Source organism: Mycobacterium sp. ACS1612 (assembly GCF_001667505.1).
Lineage (GTDB): Bacteria > Actinomycetota > Actinomycetes > Mycobacteriales > Mycobacteriaceae > Mycobacterium.
In genome coordinates, this window is record NZ_LZHZ01000076.1 from 107,183 (window position 1) to 126,506 (window position 19,324).

17 protein-coding genes are annotated in these 19,324 nt (G+C 66.4%); 8 read left to right on the forward strand and 9 right to left on the reverse strand.

Translation table 11 applies throughout. The features are described 5' to 3' along the window. Position 1 precedes the first annotated feature (1 nt). The 5 genes from A5724_RS32650 (at position 2) to A5724_RS34995 (ending at position 4,119) form a co-directional block, all read left to right on the forward strand. On the forward strand, positions 2-2,026 hold the full coding sequence (locus A5724_RS32650) for a glycoside hydrolase family 15 protein (RefSeq protein WP_067812318.1): 2,025 nt from the start codon (positions 2-4) through the stop codon (positions 2,024-2,026). A 95-nt stretch (positions 2,027-2,121) separates the two neighbouring features. Next, positions 2,122-2,385: an ANTAR domain-containing protein gene (locus tag A5724_RS32655; RefSeq protein ID WP_067812374.1), complete on the forward strand. Its 264-nt coding sequence runs from the start codon at positions 2,122-2,124 to the stop codon at positions 2,383-2,385. After that, positions 2,385-3,146 (forward strand): DUF1684 domain-containing protein, encoded by a 762-nt coding sequence (locus A5724_RS32660; protein ID WP_067812320.1) that lies wholly within the window; start codon positions 2,385-2,387, stop codon positions 3,144-3,146. Before A5724_RS32655 ends, A5724_RS32660 begins: the two co-directional genes overlap by 1 nt. A gap of 5 nt (positions 3,147-3,151) precedes the next feature. Next, on the forward strand, positions 3,152-3,898 hold the full coding sequence (locus A5724_RS34990; protein ID WP_255397328.1) for an NAD(P)-dependent oxidoreductase: 747 nt from the start codon (positions 3,152-3,154) through the stop codon (positions 3,896-3,898). Further along, on the forward strand, positions 3,895-4,119 hold the full coding sequence (locus A5724_RS34995; RefSeq protein ID WP_255397329.1) for an NAD(P)-dependent oxidoreductase: 225 nt from the start codon (positions 3,895-3,897) through the stop codon (positions 4,117-4,119). Before A5724_RS34990 ends, A5724_RS34995 begins: the two co-directional genes overlap by 4 nt. Positions 4,120-4,126: 7 nt before the next feature. Here A5724_RS34995 and A5724_RS32670 read toward each other — a convergent pair whose 3' ends face one another. Genes A5724_RS32670 through A5724_RS32710 form a run of 9 tightly spaced genes read right to left on the reverse strand, consistent with a single transcriptional unit; the run spans position 4,127 to position 15,220 of the window. Next, positions 4,127-4,723: an HD domain-containing protein gene (locus A5724_RS32670; RefSeq protein WP_067812323.1), complete on the reverse strand. Its 597-nt coding sequence runs from the start codon at positions 4,721-4,723 to the stop codon at positions 4,127-4,129. Positions 4,724-4,751: 28 nt separating this feature from the next. After that, positions 4,752-6,611: an adenylyl-sulfate kinase gene (cysC, locus tag A5724_RS32675; protein ID WP_067812326.1), complete on the reverse strand. Its 1,860-nt coding sequence runs from the start codon at positions 6,609-6,611 to the stop codon at positions 4,752-4,754. After that, a complete protein-coding gene (cysD, locus tag A5724_RS32680; protein ID WP_067812328.1) occupies positions 6,611-7,537 on the reverse strand; it encodes a sulfate adenylyltransferase subunit CysD in 927 nt (308 codons plus the stop codon). Before cysD ends, cysC begins: the two co-directional genes overlap by 1 nt. Next, a complete protein-coding gene (locus A5724_RS32685) occupies positions 7,537-8,751 on the reverse strand; it encodes an acyl-CoA dehydrogenase family protein (protein WP_067812330.1) in 1,215 nt (404 codons plus the stop codon). The genes cysD and A5724_RS32685 overlap by 1 nt, the downstream gene beginning before the upstream one ends. Beyond that, positions 8,748-10,118 (reverse strand): LLM class flavin-dependent oxidoreductase, encoded by a 1,371-nt coding sequence (locus A5724_RS32690; RefSeq protein WP_067812332.1) that lies wholly within the window; start codon positions 10,116-10,118, stop codon positions 8,748-8,750. Before A5724_RS32690 ends, A5724_RS32685 begins: the two co-directional genes overlap by 4 nt. Further along, positions 10,115-11,767: an ABC transporter ATP-binding protein gene (locus tag A5724_RS32695; RefSeq protein ID WP_067812335.1), complete on the reverse strand. Its 1,653-nt coding sequence runs from the start codon at positions 11,765-11,767 to the stop codon at positions 10,115-10,117. Before A5724_RS32695 ends, A5724_RS32690 begins: the two co-directional genes overlap by 4 nt. Beyond that, positions 11,764-12,630 carry an ABC transporter permease gene (locus tag A5724_RS32700; RefSeq protein WP_082965400.1) on the reverse strand — a complete coding sequence of 289 codons (867 nt, stop codon included), beginning with the start codon at positions 12,628-12,630 and terminating at the stop codon, positions 11,764-11,766. Before A5724_RS32700 ends, A5724_RS32695 begins: the two co-directional genes overlap by 4 nt. Before the next feature lie 2 nt (positions 12,631-12,632). Further along, positions 12,633-13,562, reverse strand: a complete 930-nt coding sequence (locus A5724_RS32705; RefSeq protein WP_232005048.1) for an ABC transporter permease — start codon at positions 13,560-13,562, stop codon at positions 12,633-12,635. Beyond that, positions 13,559-15,220 (reverse strand): ABC transporter substrate-binding protein, encoded by a 1,662-nt coding sequence (locus A5724_RS32710; RefSeq protein ID WP_067812340.1) that lies wholly within the window; start codon positions 15,218-15,220, stop codon positions 13,559-13,561. The genes A5724_RS32705 and A5724_RS32710 overlap by 4 nt, the downstream gene beginning before the upstream one ends. 211 nt (positions 15,221-15,431) lie before the next feature. On the opposite strand from A5724_RS32710, the gene A5724_RS32715 reads away from it, so the two are divergent. From A5724_RS32715 to A5724_RS32725, 3 genes are read left to right on the forward strand one after another with little or no spacing between them, the layout of a single operon-like run. Next, positions 15,432-16,883 carry an LLM class flavin-dependent oxidoreductase gene (locus A5724_RS32715; RefSeq protein WP_067812379.1) on the forward strand — a complete coding sequence of 484 codons (1,452 nt, stop codon included), beginning with the start codon at positions 15,432-15,434 and terminating at the stop codon, positions 16,881-16,883. A gap of 1 nt (position 16,884) precedes the next feature. Beyond that, positions 16,885-18,054 (forward strand): LLM class flavin-dependent oxidoreductase, encoded by a 1,170-nt coding sequence (locus A5724_RS32720; RefSeq protein WP_067812343.1) that lies wholly within the window; start codon positions 16,885-16,887, stop codon positions 18,052-18,054. Continuing rightward, a complete protein-coding gene (locus A5724_RS32725) occupies positions 18,051-19,250 on the forward strand; it encodes an SfnB family sulfur acquisition oxidoreductase (protein WP_067812346.1) in 1,200 nt (399 codons plus the stop codon). The genes A5724_RS32720 and A5724_RS32725 overlap by 4 nt, the downstream gene beginning before the upstream one ends. Positions 19,251-19,324: the final 74 nt, after the last annotated feature.

Genomic DNA, 19,324 nt, shown 5'->3' on the forward strand with positions numbered 1-19,324 from the left:
AATGACGCTGCAAGACACCGAGCCTGCCGACGGCGCAGCCGAGGCCAACGGGTCCAAACCCGGCCAGGCCGAAGCCCAGTTCGCCGTGACGGCGCCGGTGCCTTTTACCAGTAGCGGGTCGCTGCGCAACCCATTCCCGCCCATCGCGGACTACGCCTTTTTGTCCGACTGCGAGAACACCTGCCTGATCTCGTCGGCAGGTTCGGTGGAGTGGCTGTGCGTGCCGCGGCCGGACTCCCCCAGCGTGTTCGGCGCCATCCTGGACCGGGGCGCAGGGCATTTCCGGCTCAGCCCGTACGGGGTGTCGGTGCCCGCGGCGCGACGGTATCTGCCCGGCAGCCTGATCCTGGAGACCACCTGGCAGACCCACACCGGCTGGATGATCGTGCGCGACGCCCTGGTGATGGGGCCGTGGCACGACATCGAGACACGCTCGCGCACCCACCGACGCACACCGATGGACTGGGACGCCGAGCACATCCTGCTGCGCACCGTGCGCTGCGTCAGCGGCACCGTGGAACTGGTGATGAGCTGTGAGCCGTCGTTCGACTACCACCGGATCAACGCCACCTGGGAGTACTCGGCGCAGGCCTACGGCGAGGCGATCGCGCGCGCCGGCAGGGACGCCGACGCGCACCCTACGCTGCGGCTGACCACCAATCTGCGCATCGGCCTGGAGGGCCGTGAAGCGCGCGCCCGCACCCGGATGAAAGAGGGCGACAACATCTTCGTCGCCCTGAGTTGGTCCAGACATCCGGTGCCGCAGACCTACGACGAAGCCGTCGACCGGATGTGGCAGACCAGCGAATGCTGGCGCCAGTGGATCAACGTCGGCGATTTCCCCGACCATCCGTGGCGGTCGTACCTGCAGCGCAGCGCGCTGACCTTGAAGGGCCTGACCTACTCGCCCACCGGCGCACTACTGGCCGCGCCCACCACGTCGCTGCCGGAAACGCCTCAGGGCGAACGAAATTGGGACTACCGCTACGCGTGGGTGCGCGATTCGACGTTCGCGTTGTGGGGTCTGTACACGTTGGGCCTCGACCGTGAGGCCGACGACTTCTTCGCGTTCATCGCCGACGTGTCGGGCGCCAACAACGGTGAGCGCCATCCGCTTCAGGTGATGTACGCCGTCGGCGGCGAACGCAGCCTCGTCGAAGAAGAGCTGCACCACCTGTCCGGCTACGACAACGCGCGGCCGGTGCGCATCGGCAACGGCGCCTACAACCAGATGCAGCATGACATCTGGGGCACCATGCTGGATTCGGTTTACCTGCATGCCAAATCGCGCGAGCAGATCTCCGACAGCCTGTGGCCGGTGCTCAAGCAGCAGGTCGAAGAGGCGATCAAGCACTGGCGTGAACCCGACCGCGGCATCTGGGAGGTGCGCGGCGAGCCGCAGCACTTCACCTCGAGCAAGATCATGTGCTGGGTGGCGCTGGATCGCGGTTCGAAGCTGGCGGAACTGGAGGGCGAGAAGTCCTACGCGCAGCAGTGGCGCGCCATCGCCGAGGAGATCAAGGCCGACATCCTGGCCAACGGTGTGGACTCGCGCGGCGTGTTGACGCAGCGCTACGGCGACGACGCGCTCGATGCGTCGCTGCTGTTGGCCGTGCTGACCCGGTTCCTGCCCGCCGACGACCCGCGGGTGCGCGCCACGGTGCTGGCCATCGCCGACGAGTTGACCGAGGACGGCCTGGTGCTGCGCTACCGCGTCGAGGAAACCGACGATGGTTTGTCGGGCGAGGAGGGCACGTTCACGATCTGCTCGTTCTGGTTGGTGTCGGCGCTGGTCGAGATCGGCGAGATCCACCGGGCCAAGCACCTGTGCGAGCGGCTGCTGTCGTTCGCAAGCCCGCTGCATCTCTACGCAGAGGAGATCGAGCCGCGCACCGGTAGGCATCTGGGCAACTTCCCGCAGGCGTTCACCCATCTGGCGTTGATCAACGCGGTGGTGCACGTCATCCGCGCCGAGGAAGAGGCCGACAGCTCCGGGGTGTTCCAGCCGGCCAACGCACCGATGTAGCGCGGGTAGCGGCGGGATGACAGGTAGGTAGCGCTTCAGGATCACTGTGGGTCGATGCCTTGTCGGCGGCGGCTTCGTCGCGCACGATGGCTGCCATGGGTTCTCGCATTGGTGACGACACTTCGCGTCGGGTGATCGACGTGGCAACGGGCATCCTCGTCGGGTTGCGCGGTTGTTCCGATCATGAAGCCTTCGACGAACTGGTGCGCGTGGTGCACGAAACCGGCGTCGGCATCGGACGACTGGCCTCGGGTCTGGTGGCGCTGGCCGGCGGCACGGCGACCGCCGAGCACGCCGAGGCGTTCGCCGTGTGGGGCGAGTTGGTGCGCCGCGGCGGACTGGCTCCGGCGACGCTCTAGTGAGCACCGACGTCGCAGACACGGCGTTCGGGGCCGCGTGGGATGACTGGCACCGCGAGCGCGAACGCTATTACGGGGATCCGCTGGGCTGGGTCAGTCTGACCGGGTTGTACTGGCTGACCGACGAATTCGAGACGGTCAGCGACCTTCCCGGCCGGTGGCGCGCGGACTCCGATGCGGTATACGTGGAGGGCGTCGAGGGCACGGAGCGGCTGGAACCCGTTGAGGGCGCGCCCGGCCTGCTCGTCGACGACGGCGATCGCCGTATCGAGGTTATCCGCCGGACCGGGTCGGTGGCGTTGCGAGTGCACGATCCGAAGTCGCCGCACCTGCAGGCGTACCGCGGCATTCCCGCATATCCGCCGAGTGAGCGCTGGCGCGCAACCGGCACCTTCACGCCGTTCGAGCAGCCGCAGAACGTCACGACCGGTGCGGTGGTCGAGGGGTTGGAGCACCACCACAACGCCGTCGGTGTCATCGACTTCGAATTGGCCGGTGCCCCCGCTCAATTGGTCGCGTTCGGTAGGCCGGACGGTGCGTTGCACGTGCTGTTCACCGATGCCACCAGCGGCGTCACGACCTACCCCGCGTGCCGATCACTGGCGGTCGAAGGACCTGACGCCGACGGGACGGTGGCGCTGGACTTCAACCGCGCGTCGAACCTGCCGTGCTCTTTCACGGACTTCGCGACGTGCCCGGTGGCGCCACCGGATAACAGGCTCGCAATCGCGGTCGAGGCCGGCGAAAAAAATCCGCGATGAGTCGTGTGCCGTTGATTGACCTGGACTCTGATGAGAGCAAGACCAAAGCGAAACGGCTGAAAGTTCTGGTGCCACTGGGCCTCGGGCTCGAGGCAATGGAGACCCCCGCTGCTGTGGAGGCGGTTTACTACCAGCCTGGTGACCCGTGGCCACCGGAACTCCATAACGCCACTGTGGTCGTGGTTGGCTATGAGAACGCTGCGGCCATCGGCGCCAGATTTGTCGAGTTGCCGGACTTGCGTCTCATCCAGACGCTCAACGCGGGCTACGAGCAGTGGCTGCCGCTCCTGCCCGACGGTGTGATGTTGTCCAACGGGCGCGGTGCACACGGCGGCTCGTCTGCGGAGTGGGTGGTCGCCGCGCTACTCGCCATCTATCGAGACCTCCGGCTGTTCAACGAACAGCAGTCAGAAGGCATCTGGCGCGATAAGGACACCGAGACCTTGATCGGCAAGCGGGTCGTGGTACTCGGCGCAGGTGACCTGGCAGTCAATCTCGCCGCCCGGCTGGCACCGTTCGAGACCGAGGTGACATTGGTCGGGCGGCGACCAAGGCAGGGCATCCACGCGCTGTCAGACATCGACACACTGCTGCCGGACGCCGATGTGGTGGTTGCGATGCTGCCGGGAGACGAGTCGACACGTCACATCATCAACGCCGAGTTCCTCGCCAAGCTGCGCGACGGCACTGTAGTTGTCAACGTGTGGGCAGAGGGGGCTCGGTCGATACCGACGCACTGGTCGCGGAGTTGACGTCCGGCCGTCTCCGGGCTGCACTCGACGTCACCGATCCAGAGCCGTTGCCGGTCGGCCATCCGCTGTGGTCCGCGCCCGGCCTCCTGCTGACCCCGCACGTAGCCGGAAGCACCGCCGGAGCGTGGGAACGGGCGTGGCGCGTGGCGATGAGTCAGATCGAAGTCTTCGCCGGCGGCGGCACACCACCGAATCTGGTGGCCGGACCAGAGGCGGGCTGAACGTTCTTCAACGATCGGCGCCTCGGTGGCCCGATCGAACCAGCGCGTTGCCGGGACGCAGGAAGCCGGGTTGCTGCAGTTTTCGGATCGCCCGCACCGTGCCCGAGGGGATCACACGCTTGAAGAAAACGCTGGCGTCGAAGGCGGCTCGGACTTCCTTGACGTAGGAGCCCGGTACACCGAAGCGGACCAAACCCTGGCTGACATCAATGAGATCGGCTCGGCGAACAGCCTCCACCAGTGGCGCGTGCGGGCGGCTCGAACCGTACTTGAACAGCCGATGATGCTCGGCGACGGTGAGCGCCAATTCCGCGGACCAAGCCTCACGGCCGGTCTGCTGCAACCATGCGTCCTGCGCCTCGATCGACGGCACGAGGTAGTCAAGCGTGTCGAACACGGCCAGGTCGTGAAACGCCGCGGCGATCGCGAGCTTGTCGTCGCGATCGGGTCGATCCGGGGTGAGTGCGCGGGCGAAGTTCACCACGCGGTACACATGTGCCTTGTACGCGTCATATCCCTCGTCGTCGCCGCGGGCCCGGTGGCGGTGGGACTCGAGGATCTCCTCCGCCAACGGCACATCTCGAAGGATCTCGGGCCTTGTCACGGCACGATCGTACGGCTGTCAGCCGTGGTCAGAGTCGCTTTACTAGATCGATCACTTGCGCCACCAACGCGTCGATGTCGGCACCGGTGGTGTCCAGTGTCAGGTCCGGGTTCTCCGGTGGTTCATAGGGGGCGTCGACGCCGGTGAGTCCCTTGAGCTGACCGGCACGGGCCTTCGCGTACAACCCCTTTGGGTCGCGCCGTTCGCATTCTTCTCGCGGTGTGGCCACGAACACTTCGATGAACGGGAGTTTGGCCGCCTCGCTCAGCGCGCGGGCGATCTCGCGGTCGGACTTCAGTGGTGACACCAACGAGGCCAGCGCAATGACGCCGGCGTCGGCGAACAACCGGGTGAGATGACCCACGCGACGGATGTTCTCGGCACGGTCACCCGCCGAGAAGCCCAGATCGTCGGACAAGCCGTGGCGGATGTTGTCGCCGTCGAGAAGGTAGGCTACCCGGCCCGATTCAACAAGCGCACGCTCCACGGCCACCGCGATGGTCGACTTACCGGAGGCGGGCAGACCCGTGAACCAGACCGTTGCGCCGCGTTGTCCGGTCGTCGACCACCTGTGTCCGCGATCCAGTGAGGAGGGGTGCCAACGGATGTCGTTGCGCGTCTGGGCGCCGGGCTTGACCTCCCGCGCTTCGCTGATGGTGCCGGCACCGACCGTATCGTTGGTCGTCTCGTCGGTCAGGATCAGTGCGCCGCTGTCACGGTTCTCGACGTAGGGATCGGCGATGACGATCGAGCTGGTTCGCAGCGTCACCGCACCGATGTCGTTGAGCACCAGCTCGACCGGATTGTCGATCTCCTCGAGTGACTCCGGGTCCAATCGCGTGTGTAGTTCCTGCACCGTGGCACGGACAGTGCGGGTGCCCTGCTTGAGCGCCAAGCGGTCGCCGGCCCGCAACGGGGTATCGGCGAACCAGCACACGGTGGCGACGAGTTCGCGTGCCAGGACCGGCAATTCGACGTCGGGACCGCCGCTGACGAAGACGTCGCCGCGACCGACGTCGATGTCGTCGGCCAGCTCGATGGCCACCGAGAGCGGCGCCACGGCGGTCGTGCGGTCGGCATCGAGGGTATCGACGGCCGTGACAGTCGAACGTGTTCCGGCGGGCAAGCTCACCACCGGGTCACCAACGCTGAGCGTGCCCGCCGAAAGTCGTCCGGTGTACCGGCGGCGCTGGTCAGCAGTGGGACGTGAGACCCATTGCACCGGCAACCGCAACTTGTCCGGCTGCGGGTGCGGCGCCGAAAGCTCCACGCCCTCCAGGTATTCCAGAAGGGTGGGACCGCGGTACCACGGCGTGCGGGCGGAGTGGTGCACCACGTTGTCGCCGAGCTTGGCCGCGATCGGGATGACGACCAGTTCCACAGCGCCGAGACGGGCCGCCACATGGCTGAGCTGGTCTGAGACTTCGTCGAATCGGTCCTGAGCAAAATCGACGAGGTCGATTTTGTTGACGGCCGCCACGAAGTGCTCGATGCCGAGCAGCTTCGCGATCCTGGCGTGCCGGTTGGTTTGCCGCAGCACGCCGGCGCGCGCATCGACGAGGAGCACGGCGACGTGGGCGTTGGATGCACCGGTGAACATGTTGCGGGTGTAGCGCTCATGCCCGGGGGTGTCGGCCAGGATGTAGCTGCGGGTGTCGGTGGAGAAAAAGCGGTAGGCGACGTCGATGGTGATGCCCTGTTCGCGCTCGGCACGCAACCCATCGGACAGTGCAGCCAGATCGGGTTCGCCCGCGGCGTCCGTGACCGCCTCGAGGTGATCGAGCGGCAGGCTGTCGGTGTCGTGCAGCAGGCGGCCGATCAACGTGCTCTTGCCGTCGTCGACCGACCCCGCGGTGGTAATGCGCAACAGCTGACGAGTCGAGGACATCAGAAATACCCCTCACGCTTGCGGTCTTCCATCGCTGCCGCCGACGTGCGGTCGTCGGCGCGGGTCTCACCACGCTCGGAAACGGTCGCCGCCGAAATCTCGGCGATCACTCCTTCGATGTCAGTGGCCCGCGAGCGGACAGCTCCGGTGATTGTCAGATCGCCGACGGTGCGATAGCGCACCCATTCGCGCTGCGCCGTTTCGCCATCGGCGGCGCGGGTGTATTTCGACACCGCGAGCAGGATGCCGTCACGCTCGAAAACCTCACGCTCGTGCGCGAAGTAGATCGACGGCAATTCCAGACCTTCGAGCTGGATGTAGCGCCACACGTCGAGTTCGGTCCAGTTCGACAGCGGGAACACCCGCACCTGCTCGCCCTTGCGGATCCGGCCGTTGTACAGCGACCACGGCTCGGGGCGCTGTGCACGCGGATCCCATTGCCCGAACTCGTCGCGGAAGCTCAGGATGCGCTCCTTGGCCCTGGCCCGCTCCTCGTCGCGACGCGCACCGCCGAACGCGGCGTCGAACCCGCCCGCTTCCAACGCGTCGAGCAGGGTGCGCGTCTGCTGGCGGTTGCGCGACGCACCAGGGCCAGGATCCGCCACCCGGCCCGAGTCGATCGACTCCTGCACCGACGCCACGATCAGCCGGTGCCCCTGTCCGGTGACCCTGCGGTCGCGGAACTCGATCACCTCCTCGAAGTTGTGGCCTGTGTCAACATGCATGACGGGAAACGGCAGCGGAAACGGCCGAAACGCCTTCTCCGCCAACCGCAAGAGCACGATCGAGTCCTTGCCTGCCGAGAACAGCAACACCGGGCGTTCCAGTTCTGCAACGACCTCCCGGATGATGTGCACTGCTTCAGCCTCCAGCAGGCGTAACTCATCGACCCGAAGCGCGTCGGCCTGTGTCTGCGACGCCGTCATCAGAAGTACCCGCTTCCCGGAAGCCGCGTGCCGCGGACGTAGAACGCGCCGATGGCCTGCGCCTTATAGGAGGTCGGGTTGTGCGAGGCCAGCGTCCGGATGTTGCGCCAATGGCGATCCAGGAGATGCGACTGCCGCACCACCGACGCGCCGCCGACGTCGAACACCTGCGATGCCGCCTTCTGTCCGAGTGCGTCGACCACGACCTTGGCCTCGGCCGCCCGCAGCGACGCCTCGTGCGCCAGATTCAGGTCCGGATCGGTGTCGGCCACAGCGGCGTCGAAGGCGACCGCGAGCGCGTCAGCCGCAGCCAGCACCGTCGCCTCGGCCGCGAACGCGGCGCCGGCGATCTCGCCGATCTCGCGCTGCAACAGCGGATCATCGGGCGCAGACAGCGTCGGGGCCCATGCGAAGCTGCGTGCCCGCTGATGGACATGCGCGACAGCGTCCTCGCGCAACGCATGCAGCACACCGACTATCAGCGCGGTGACGTACAGCTGGAAGAAGGCGCCCGACAGGTACAGCGGCGGCGGCTCGCTGCCGACCTCCGGCGGCGCGAAGGGCAGTAATTCGTCGGACGTCACCGTGACGTTCTCGAAGATCGCGGTGCCGGTACCGGTCGCGCGCTGTCCCATGCCGTCCCAGTCGTCGAGCACGGTGACGCCCGCCCGGTCCGTGGGGACCAGCGCGATGACCGTCGCGCCGTCCGGATCACTCGCGAGTACCTCGGCGTAGTCGGCGTAAAGGGTGCCGGTGGTGAAGTACTTCGTGCCGTTCAGCCGGAAGCCGTCGCCGTCCCGGGTGAGCCGGGTCTGCCAGCTGAATTCGCCGATGGTCGTCGACCCGATCTCGGTCGACGCGTTGCCCACGATGGCGCCACTCAAGGCCAGCTCGATGACACGCCGCTGTTGGTCGGCGTCGAGACGCAGGCGCTCCTCGACGTGGGCGAAGTGCCCACGCAGAATGTGTGCGACGTTCACGTCGGCCGTGGCCAACGCGATCACGACGGCGAACAGTTCGCGAAGGCTCGCACCACCGCCGCCCTGCTCACGGGGAATGCGCAACGCGCCCAGACCCGCCTGTCGCACGAGATCGATTGCAGCGAAGGGTCGTTCGCCGGTACGCTCACGCTCGAGGGTGCCTTCGCCAACCGCTGCGATCAGCTGGGCCAACCGGTCCGAACCGTACGTGAGGGGCTCGACGGTTGTGGTCATTGCGGCACTCCTTCTTTCACACGGCGGTACGCCGCCGCTCGGTGGGTCTCCGGCAACCGCGGCCCCCGGCCGAAAAGCTTGTCGCGCAGGGTTCCTTCGCTGTAGGCGGTCTTGTATGCGCCGCGCCGCTGCAGCTCGGGCACGACGTAGGTGACGAAGTCAGCGAACGAGCCGGGGGTGATCACGTTGGTGAGATTGAAGCCGTCCACGTCGGTCTCCTCCACCCACTCCTGCAGTTCGTCGGCCACCTGCGACGGCGACCCGACAGTGAAGCCACCCTCAACGCCGATCGCGTGGGCATCGATGAAATCGCGCAGCGTCCACTGTCCCTGTCCGAACATCGTCACCGATGACTTCAGGTACTCGTTGTCCGTGACGGCGACGGGGTCGTCGAGGTTGAACCGCGACAGGTCGGTGCCGAGCCAGCCCGACCACAGCGCGAGCGCGCCCTCGGAATCGATGTAGCGCCGGAAGTCATCGTGACGCGCCTGCGCCGCCTGCTGCGTGGCACCGGTGACGACGACGTGTCCGTTCACGATCTTGACGTCGTACGGATCGCGGCCCGCCGCGACGGCGCGGGCGCGGATGTCCGCCACGGCCTCCTTGAGTACCTCCTTGGTCGGTGCGCCGATAAAGACCACTTCGGCGTTCTCCGCACCGAACTGGCGCCCGCGGTTGGAGGCACCTGCCTGATACAGCACCGGTGTCCGTTGCGGCGACGGTTCGCAGAGGTGGATGCCGGGAACTCGAAAGTGTTTGCTCTCGTGCTCAATTGGGTGCACCTTCGTGGGGTCGGCGTACTCGGCGCGGGTGGGATCGACGCCGACCGCGTCGTCCTCCCACGAACCCTCCCACAGCTTGTACAGCACCTCGGTGTATTCGTCGGCGATGTCGTAGCGATCGGCGTGAGGCGTGATCGTGTCGAGCCCGTGGTTGCGCGCCGCGCTCTCCAGATATCCGGTGACGATGTTCCAGCCGACACGTCCCTTCGTGAGATGGTCGAGTGTGGACATCCGGCGCGCAAATGAATACGGGTGCTCGAACGACGTGGCCGCAGTGATGCCGAATCCGAGATGCTTCGTCGCCGCTGCCATCGCCGACACGATGAGCAGCGGATCATTCACCGGCACTTGGGTTCCCGCGCGGAGCGCGGCCTCTGGCCCGCCGCCGTACACGTCGTAGATGCCCAGCACGTCGGCGATGAACAGCCCGTCGAACAGCCCCCGCTCCAGCAGCTTGGCCAGGTCGGTCCAATATTCCAGGTCCTTGTACCGTGCGGCCTGCGATTCCGGGTGTCGCCACGTGCCCGCCACGATATGGGTCACACAGTTCATATCGAACGCGTTGAGGTGGATCTGGCGGGTCACTGTAGGCCTCCAATGACGGGTTCGGGGTCGGCTGCAGGCAGACTCGCGAGCAGCTGACGGGTGTAGGGATCACGCGGTGAGTCGAAAATCTCGGCGGCGGTGCCGGATTCGACGACTCGCCCATCGCGCATCACCAGCACGCGGTCGGCGACGTGGTGGATGACGCCGAGGTCGTGCGAGATGAACAGATAGGACAGGCCGAGCTGCTGCTGCAGCTCCGCGAGCAAATCGAGGACCTGCGCCTGGATGGTGACGTCGAGCGCCGACACCGGCTCGTCGCACACGATCAACGACGGTTCCGGTGCGAGCGCTCGGGCGATGGCGACGCGCTGACGCTGTCCACCGGACAGCAGCAGCGGCCTGCGGTCAAGATGCTCGGCGGCCAGACCGACGTCAGCGAGGAGTTCGGCCGTCCGCCGGCCGCGCGCTTCGGCGTCGGGATAGATGTCAGCGGGCAGGGCGTCGGTGATGATTCGCCGTACCGTCCACCGCGGATCGAACGATCCAAGCGGGTCCTGGTAGACCACGGAGACACGCCTGCGACGCGGCCGTCGTTGCGCCTCGGTGGCCTCGGTCCACGGCTCCCCCGCAAGTCGCACAGTTCCCGCGTCGGGTTCGAGCAAGGCCAATGCAAGGCGGGCGGTGGTGGTCTTCCCCGAGCCGGATTCGCCGACGATGCCGAGCGTCTCGCCGGCGCCGATCGAGAACGAGACATCTTGGACAGCAGTGCGTTCTACCTTGTCCGGACCGCGGAAACGTTTCACGAGGCCGTCGGCTTGCAGCACCACGCCGTGCGAGGGAGCGTCCGTGCGGCGCAACCGGTGAACTCGCCGCGGCGGCAGGTCCGACAACCTGGTGCCCTTACGATGCGCCGCGGGAACCGCATCGAGTAGCGCCCGGGTATACGGATGGCTGGGCCGCTCAAGCACGTCGGAGACGGCACCATGCTCGACGAACAGTCCATCGCGCATCACCGCGACGCGGTCGGCGAGGCGGCGCACCACCGCGAGGTCGTGGCTGATCAGAATCAGGCCGGTGCCACCGTCTTTCATCGCTTGCAACAAATCGAGAATCTGCGCCTGAATTGTGACGTCGAGCGCGGTCGTAGGTTCGTCGGCGATCACGAGCGGCGGATCCAGCGCGATCGCCGAGGCAATGAGCGCACGCTGCCGCTGGCCGCCGGACAGCTCGTGCGGCAACTGACGTGCGCGCAGTTCCGGCTCTGGGACGCCGACCGCAGTCAGCAACTCGAGCACGCGTTTGCGCCGCTTGGCGCGCGGACCGTACTTGTGCACCCGCAGCGTCTCGGCGATCTCGCTGCCGACCGTGCGGAGGGGATCGAGCGACACGAGTGCATCCTGCAGCACGAACCCGACCTCGCGGCCACGAATGCGCCGCCAGTCCCGATCGCGGTTGTGCAGCAGGGACTTTCCATGCAGCTCGAGTGCGGCTGCTTCGACGTGGGACGAGGAGCCCGTCAAGCCGAGCAGCGTGCGCGCGGTGACGCTCTTGCCCGAGCCCGATTCGCCGACGATCGCGAAACACTCACCGGGCGACACCGCAAAAGTGACGCCGCGCACCACCTCTCGGCGATCACGTCCGGCTCCGAACGCGACGGTGAGGTCCTCAACGTCAAGCAGCGCTGTCATGTAAGCCGCCCTTCCAGGCGCTGTTGGAGGTAGCGACCGAGCACGGTGACCGACAGCGTGCAGCCGACGATTGCGAGGCCGGGGAACAGTTCGAGCCACCACGCCGTCGACACGAAGTCGCGGCCGGCGTCGAGCATCGCGCCCCACTCCGGGGCGGGCGGCGCCACACCGAGACCGAGGAAGCTCAGCGACGACGCCCACACGATGGACTGGCCGATGCCCATCGTCGCGAGCACCACCAGCGGCCGCATCGCGTTCGGGAACACGTGCTGGGTGATGATCTGACGGGGCTGGTGCCCCAAAGCCCGTGCGGCGCTGACGTAATCGGAGCCCTTGACGGCGATCACCTGGCCGCGCACCATCCACGCATAGCCGGCTGCCGACCCGATCGCCACCGCTACGATCTCGGTTACCACACCGGGCCCGAACATCGCGATGAACAGCAGCGCGAGTAGTAGGCCCGGCAGCGCGAGCACCACCTCGAGGAAGCGGCTGATCGCGCCGTCGGAGATGTGCCCACCGAGCCCGGCGGCGAAGCCGAACGCGATCGCGGCCAGCAGTGCCAGTACGGTCGCGCCGACGCCGATCAACAGCGAACTGCGGGCACCGAACACGACGCGGGTGTAGATGTCGCGACCGGACGCGTCCGTGCCAAACCAGTGCTCGAGCGACGGCCCCTGCAGTGCCGCTTCGATGTTGGTGTCGAACGGCGATCCACTCGTGAACAGCGACGGCACGGCGGCCCAAAACAGCACCAGTGCCAACAAGAGTGCGGCGAGGTACACGGCGGGCCGGAACGCGCGGCCCCGCCGGATCCGCAGGCCCGAGCCCACTGATATCGCATCTACGACGTTGACAGCCATCGTCATACGCCCCGAAGTCGTGGGTCGACGCGCACAAAGGCCACGCGGACAAGAAGATTCGCGATCACGTACACCGCGGCGACCAACAATGTCACCCCGATCACCACCGGCATGTCGTGGGATGTGACCGCGTCGACGAGCACCCGACCGAGGCCAGGCCGCACGAACACCGACTCCACGATCACGGCGGTGGAGAACAGCGAGCCCAGCGCCCATCCGGAGAGCGTGATTGCCGGCAGCACGGCGTGACGCAGGGCGTGACGCCAACGCACACCGAAATCGCTGAGCCCTCGCGCCCTTGCCGATACCGCGAACGGCTGCTCCATCGCTGATGAGAACTCGTCGCGGGTCACCTGACCGAGGTAGCCCGCCAGCGGCAACGCGAGCGTCAACACCGGAAGCACGAGTCCTTCGAAACCCCCGTCACCGACGACCGGAAGCACGTGCAGATGGAACGCGAAGACGACAAGAAGCACGATGCCCAACCAGTATTGCGGTAGGGCGGCCAACAGGGTCTCGAGCGCCGAGCCAACCGCAGCCAACGAGCGGCTCCGGTGCGCGGTCAGCAGCGTCACGGCAACGGCAATGAACCAGGCAGCCAGCAGCGCGGTGATGGTCAACGTCACGGTCGCACCCACCTGCTGCCCTATGATGTCGGTCACCGGCTGTTTGCGGATGTAGGACGTGCCGAGATCGCCGCGCAACAGGCCACCCAGGTAATCGAGGTACTGAACGATCACCGGCCGGTCGAAGCCGTACTGTGCGTTGACCGCCGCCAGTTGCTCCGGTGACGGCTTGGCGCCTGCGCCACCGAGAATCGTCTGCGCGGGATCGGTCGGCATCAGCTGCTGGGCGATGAACGTCAGCGTTGCCGCGCCCCACAACACGCCGACGACGCCGGCGAGCCGGAAGAGCACCTGCCGCACGGTCACGGCGCCAGCCACGCGTCATGCAGTACGGGCTCCCCCTCCGACGGCTCGATCCAGACGTCCTGCAGCCGCTTCTTCGCCACCAGCCGGGTGGTCTGCGGGTACAGACCGAGGTGATAGGCGTTCTGTGCGACGAGCTGCTGCACCTGACCGTAGAAGTGCTGTTGCTGTTCCGGGTCGTTGGATGCCGCGACCTGACGCAGGGGCGCGTCGATGGCCGGGTTCGATACCCACGACATGTTGTTGCCGGGAGCGAGGTTCAGCGAATCGGTCGAGTAGACGATCGAAAGCACCAACGGCGTCGGGCTGTTCCAATACGCGCCCGTAAGGCCCTCGTAGGCGTCTTTGTTCGTGAACGCGGCGAAGTACTGGTCCTGGGGAATCGGCTTGAGGACGACGTTGAAGCCGATCTCCTTTTCCGCTGCCTGGATGTCCTGGAGCAACGTCACATCCGTCGGCGGGGTGTCGCCTGGGTCAGACGAGTAGATGAACGTCGCGCTGAGTTGCTTACCGTCCTTGGTGCGGTAACCATCCTTGTCCCGTTGTGTCCAACCGGCGGCGTCGAGCAACTGATTGGCCTTCGCCTGATCATGCGCGTAGAAATCGCGCAGATCGTTCCTGAAGAACGGCGTCGTCGAGGACAACGGACCGGGTTCCCAGCTGAACACGCCGAGATAAGCGCTCTTGACCGCGGCTTCGGCATTGGAACCATGGATGAAGGCCTGCCGCACCGCGACATCGTCGAAGGGGAATCGAGTGGTGTTCAACGCGATTCCGTTGGGCAGGCCGGTGTGGCTGAACTCTTGCAGGGTCAGGTTCGGATCGGCCTTGAGCGCGGCGTTCTGCTGTGGCGGTGGGTTGAAGATGATGTCGGCGCCCTGGCCCTGAACCGCCGCGAACCGCACGGAGCCGTCCTCGAGGAATTTCCAACTGATGTGGTCGAGATAGGCGGGACCTTGGTGCTTAGCGTCGGCGGGCGCGGAGTTGTAGTCGGGGTTGCGGTCCAATTCGACGCTTTGGCCGTGCACCCATTCCTTGACGATGAACGGGCCTGTCCCGACCGGTGATTGGCAGTTGGCGTCCAACCCGCGAGCCAGCGCCTTCGGTGACTCGATGCCGAAGAAGGCCTGCGAAATCACCTGAAGCAGCGCCGAATAGGGAGTTGACAGGGTCAGCTCGAACGTGGTCGGGTCGACCGCCCGCGAAGACTTGTAATACGGCTTGAGGTAGCCGGCGTCGGTGAGCGACTGCGTTGCGGGATCGAGCATGTGCTCGAAGTTCGCCTTCACCGCCGCGGCGTCGAGCTGCGTGCCGTCGTGGAACTTCACGCCCTGCTTGATCTTGAAGGTGTAGACCAGACCGTCCGGCGAGATGGTCCAAGAGTCCGCCAGCCAGGGCACGACCGTGCCGTCGCGCTTCTCGGATACCAGCGAGTCGAGGTACTGCCGCGCCACATAGGTCTGCGGCATGTCACCAAGATTGTGGGGATCCAGGCAGGTGGGCTCGCGATCGGTGCCGTAGACGATGGAGCCGCCGCTGACCGGCGCTCCACCAGCCGACGACGTCCGGCCCGAATCGCTGCCGCCGCAGCCGGCGAGCACGAGGGTCGTCGCGAGCGCGATGACCAGGAGAGCACAAGGAGTATTTCGGTAAGCGGACATGGCTGGAGGATCTTTCATGCTGAATGGCGCCGCGTGGCTCGAGCCAGTTCGCCGCTGGAATATGACAGTGCGACGATGCCGCACTGCAGTTCAGTGCGGTAGCCATCAAATCGGCGCGATTCTTTCGGCGGTCCAGATAGGAAAGATCGACATTCCGATCCCGCTGATACAAACCGGTGACCGGTTGTCCCACGGTGGGCATCATTTCGCGGTGACCCGTGTGATTCGCTTCAACGCCTTCGACATGAACTGTGTCGCCCACCAGTCCCCCGGACTCTGGAAGCACCCCGAGGACCAGTCGTGGCGGTACAAGGACCTGCGCTATTGGACCGGGTTGGCCGAACTGTTGGAGCGGGGCCGCTTCGATGGCCTGTTCATCGCCGACGTGCTGGGAACGTACGACGTGTACGGCGCCAGCGATGAGGCCGCGATCCGGCAGGCCGCCCAGATTCCCGTCAACGATCCGCTGTTGTTGGTATCGGCGATGGCTTTGGTGACCGAGCACCTCGGTTTCGGCATCACCACCGGCACCGGCTTCGAGCACCCCTATCCGTTCGCGCGCAGGATGTCCACCCTCGACCACCTCACCAACGGCCGCATCGGCTGGAACATCGTCACCGGCTACCTGCCCGCCGCCGCGCGCAACATGGGCCAGACCGACCAGCCCGCGCACGACGCCCGCTACGACCACGCCGATGAATATCTCGAGGTGCTCTACAAGCTGTGGGAGGGGTCCTGGGAGGACGACGCGGTGGTCCGCGACGTCGGCCGAGGCGTGTTCACCGACCCGGAGAAGGTCCACCACATCGGGCACGAGGGAACACATTTCAGTGTGCCCGGCGTGCACCTGTCGGAACCGTCGCCGCAACGCACGCCGGTGATCTATCAGGCCGGTTCGTCACCGCGCGGCGTACGCTTCGCCGCAGAGAACGCCGAGGCGATCTTCACCGCCTCGCCGACAAAGGCGCTGCTGCGCGAGACCGTCAGCACCATTCGGCAAGAGCTCGAAATCGCGGGGCGCGACCCCTATTCGGTGAAGATCTTCAACCTGTCGACCATCGTCACCGCCGCCACCGACGAGGAGGCGCACGCCAAGCACGCCGAGTACCTGTCCTATGGCGACCCTGAGGGCGCACTTGTGTTCATGTCCGGCTGGATGGGCGTCGACCTGGCGCGCTACGGCCTCGACGAGCCGGTCGGAAACGTCGACTCCAACGCCATCCTGTCCGCGGTGGCCGCGTTCCAGTCGGCCGATCCGGACGGCCGCGAATGGGCCGTCCGCGATATCGCGGAGTGGGGCAAGATCGGCGGAATGGGCCCTCGCTTCGTGGGTTCGGGTGTGCGCGTGGCGGATACGTTGCAAGAGTGGGTCGACGAAACAGACGTCGACGGGTTCAATCTGGCGTACGCGATCACCCCCGGCTCGTTTGCAGAATTCATCGATCATGTGGTACCGGTGTTGACCGAACGCGGAGCGTATCAGTCCACGTACTCACCGGGCACCTTGCGCAACAAGTTGCTCGGCAACGGAGATCGGCTACCGCAGGAGCATCGGGGATCGCGCTATCGGGTCGGCGGGCCCTCATCCACGATCGTCGACCGGCCGTCGACGCTACCGTCGTCCTCGACTTCGACCGCATCACAGCCGACAAGGGGACGCTGACATGACGATCCAATTGCACTGGTTCCTACCGACTTACGGCGACAGCAGGCTGATCGTCGGCGGCGGACACGGCACCCCCGCAGGCGCGGCGCACAGCGATCGTGACGCGTCGATCGACTATTTGGCTTCGATCGTGCGGGCGGCAGAATCGTTCGGTTTCACCGGTGCGTTGATCCCGACGGGTGCCTGGTGCGAGGACGCCTTCGTCACTGCGGCGTTGCTGGCCAGGGAGACCAGATCACTGGCGTTCCTGGTGGCGTTCCGGCCCGGCTTGGTCAGCCCGACGCTCTCGGCCCAGATGGCCGCCACATTCGCCCGCCACGCACCCGGCCGCATCTTGCTCAACGTCGTGGTGGGCGGCGAGGCGCACGAACAGCGCGCGTTCGGTGACCACCTGGACAAGGACGGCCGTTACCACCGCTGCGACGAGTTCCTCGAGGTCGTCCGACGACTTTGGGACGGCGACACGGTTTCGCTGAACGGCGAACACATCCATGTCGAGGAGGCCTCCCTGGCCACCCTGCCGAACCCGGTCCCGCCCTTGTACTTCGGCGGCAGCTCTGCGGCAGCGGGCCCGGTGGCGGCACGACACGCCGACGTGTACCTGACGTGGGGTGAACCGCCCGCAGCGGTGCGCGAGAAGGTTGACTGGATCCGCGGCCTCGCGGAGCAGGAGGGCCGAACGGTGCGCTTCGGCATCCGGCTGCACACCATCTCGCGCGACAGCGCAGACGAGGCATGGCAGCAGGCGGACAAACTGATCGATGCGCTGGACGAGGAAACGGTCGCCAACGCGCAGAAGGGCCTGCACCGCAGCCAATCCGAAGGCCAGAAGCGGATGCTCGCGCTGCACGAACAACACCGGCGCGACGGCAGCTGGCATGACGCTCGCTCACTGGAGATCGCCCCCAATCTGTGGGCAGGTGTCGGCCTGGTGCGCGGTGGGGCCGGCACAGCGCTGGTGGGCAGCCACACCGAGGTCGCCGACCGGATCGCCGAATACACCGAGGTCGGTATCGACGAATTCATCTTCTCGGGCTACCCACATCTGGAGGAGCTGTACTGGTTCGGCGAAGGAGTTGTGCCGATCCTTCGTGAACGCGGGCTTTTCAAGGGCGAAGCGAGCACGACGGCGCCGGCGTCGATTCCGTTCCTCGGTTCATCCCGATGACACGCATTGCGTCGCCTGACGACGCGCTCGAAGTCGCGGCGAAACTGGCCGCGGAGTTCGACGCCGAGGCCGCCGCGCGGGATGCCGACCGTCGGCTCCCGCACGATCAGGTGCAGTCACTGAAAGACTCTGGCCTGCTTGCAATTACGGTGCCAGCGCGATACGGCGGCATCGCCGCGCCTGCGTCGGTGCTCGCCGAGGTGATCAGGTCGATCGCGCACGCCGACCCGTCGCTGGCCCAGATCCCGCACTCGCACTTCGTCTTCCTCGAGGCGCTGCGGCTGCAGGGCAGCGATCATCAGAAGTCCTTCTTCTACGACCTGGTGCGCTCCGGCGCCATGTTCGCCAACGCGCAATCCGAACGCGGACCCCACACCGTCGACGTCGACACCACCACGCTGGTCCGGCAACCGGGCGGCCACTACGTGTTGTCGGGGCGCAAGTTCTATTGCACTGGAGCACTTTTCGCCGACTGGGTGCTGGTGCGGGCGTCCTTGACGAACGGCTCGACGCCGCCTACCGCGTCGACACCAAAGGCCGTCGCCTTCGTCGCGCGGGACACCGACGGACTCGAGATCGTGGACGACTGGGACGGTATGGGACAACGCACCACCGCATCGGGCACGGTGACGCTCGACGACATCGCGGTTCCGGTCGAACATGTGGTGGAGTTCTCACCCATCTTTTCCCGGCCCACGGTGTACGGTGCGCGGGCGCAGTTGTTGCACACCGCAATCGATGTCGGCATCGCGACGGGCGCGCTGGCTGCGGGGGTGCGTCAGACGGAGAAGGCGCGGCCGCACTTCGAAGCGGTTGTGCCGACGGCGGCCGAAGACAACACCCTGGTCAACGTCGCAGGCGAGTTGGCGATCACGGTTCGCGGTGCGCATGCGTTACTGGCCGAGGCGGCGCGGCGCGTGGACCTGGCAGCCGAGGACCTCACCGACGAGTCGGCCGCCGACGCGTCGATCGCCGTCGCGGTCGCGAAGGTGGCGGCGGTACGGGCGGCACTGGACGCGTCGAACATCTTGTTCGAATTGGGCGGTACCCGAAGCGCTTCCGGGCAGGCGAATCTGTCCCGCTACTGGCGTGACGCCCGGACCCACACCCTGCACGATCCAACTCGGTGGAAGGTGCAGCACATCGGCCGCTACACACTGTCGGGTACGCACCCGCCGCGGCACGGTCAGATCTAGGCGGCGTTGGGTTCGGGTCCGCCGGGGTGGTGGTCGTCTGGTGGGCGGAGGAGTCGTTCGGGGGTGTGGTAGGT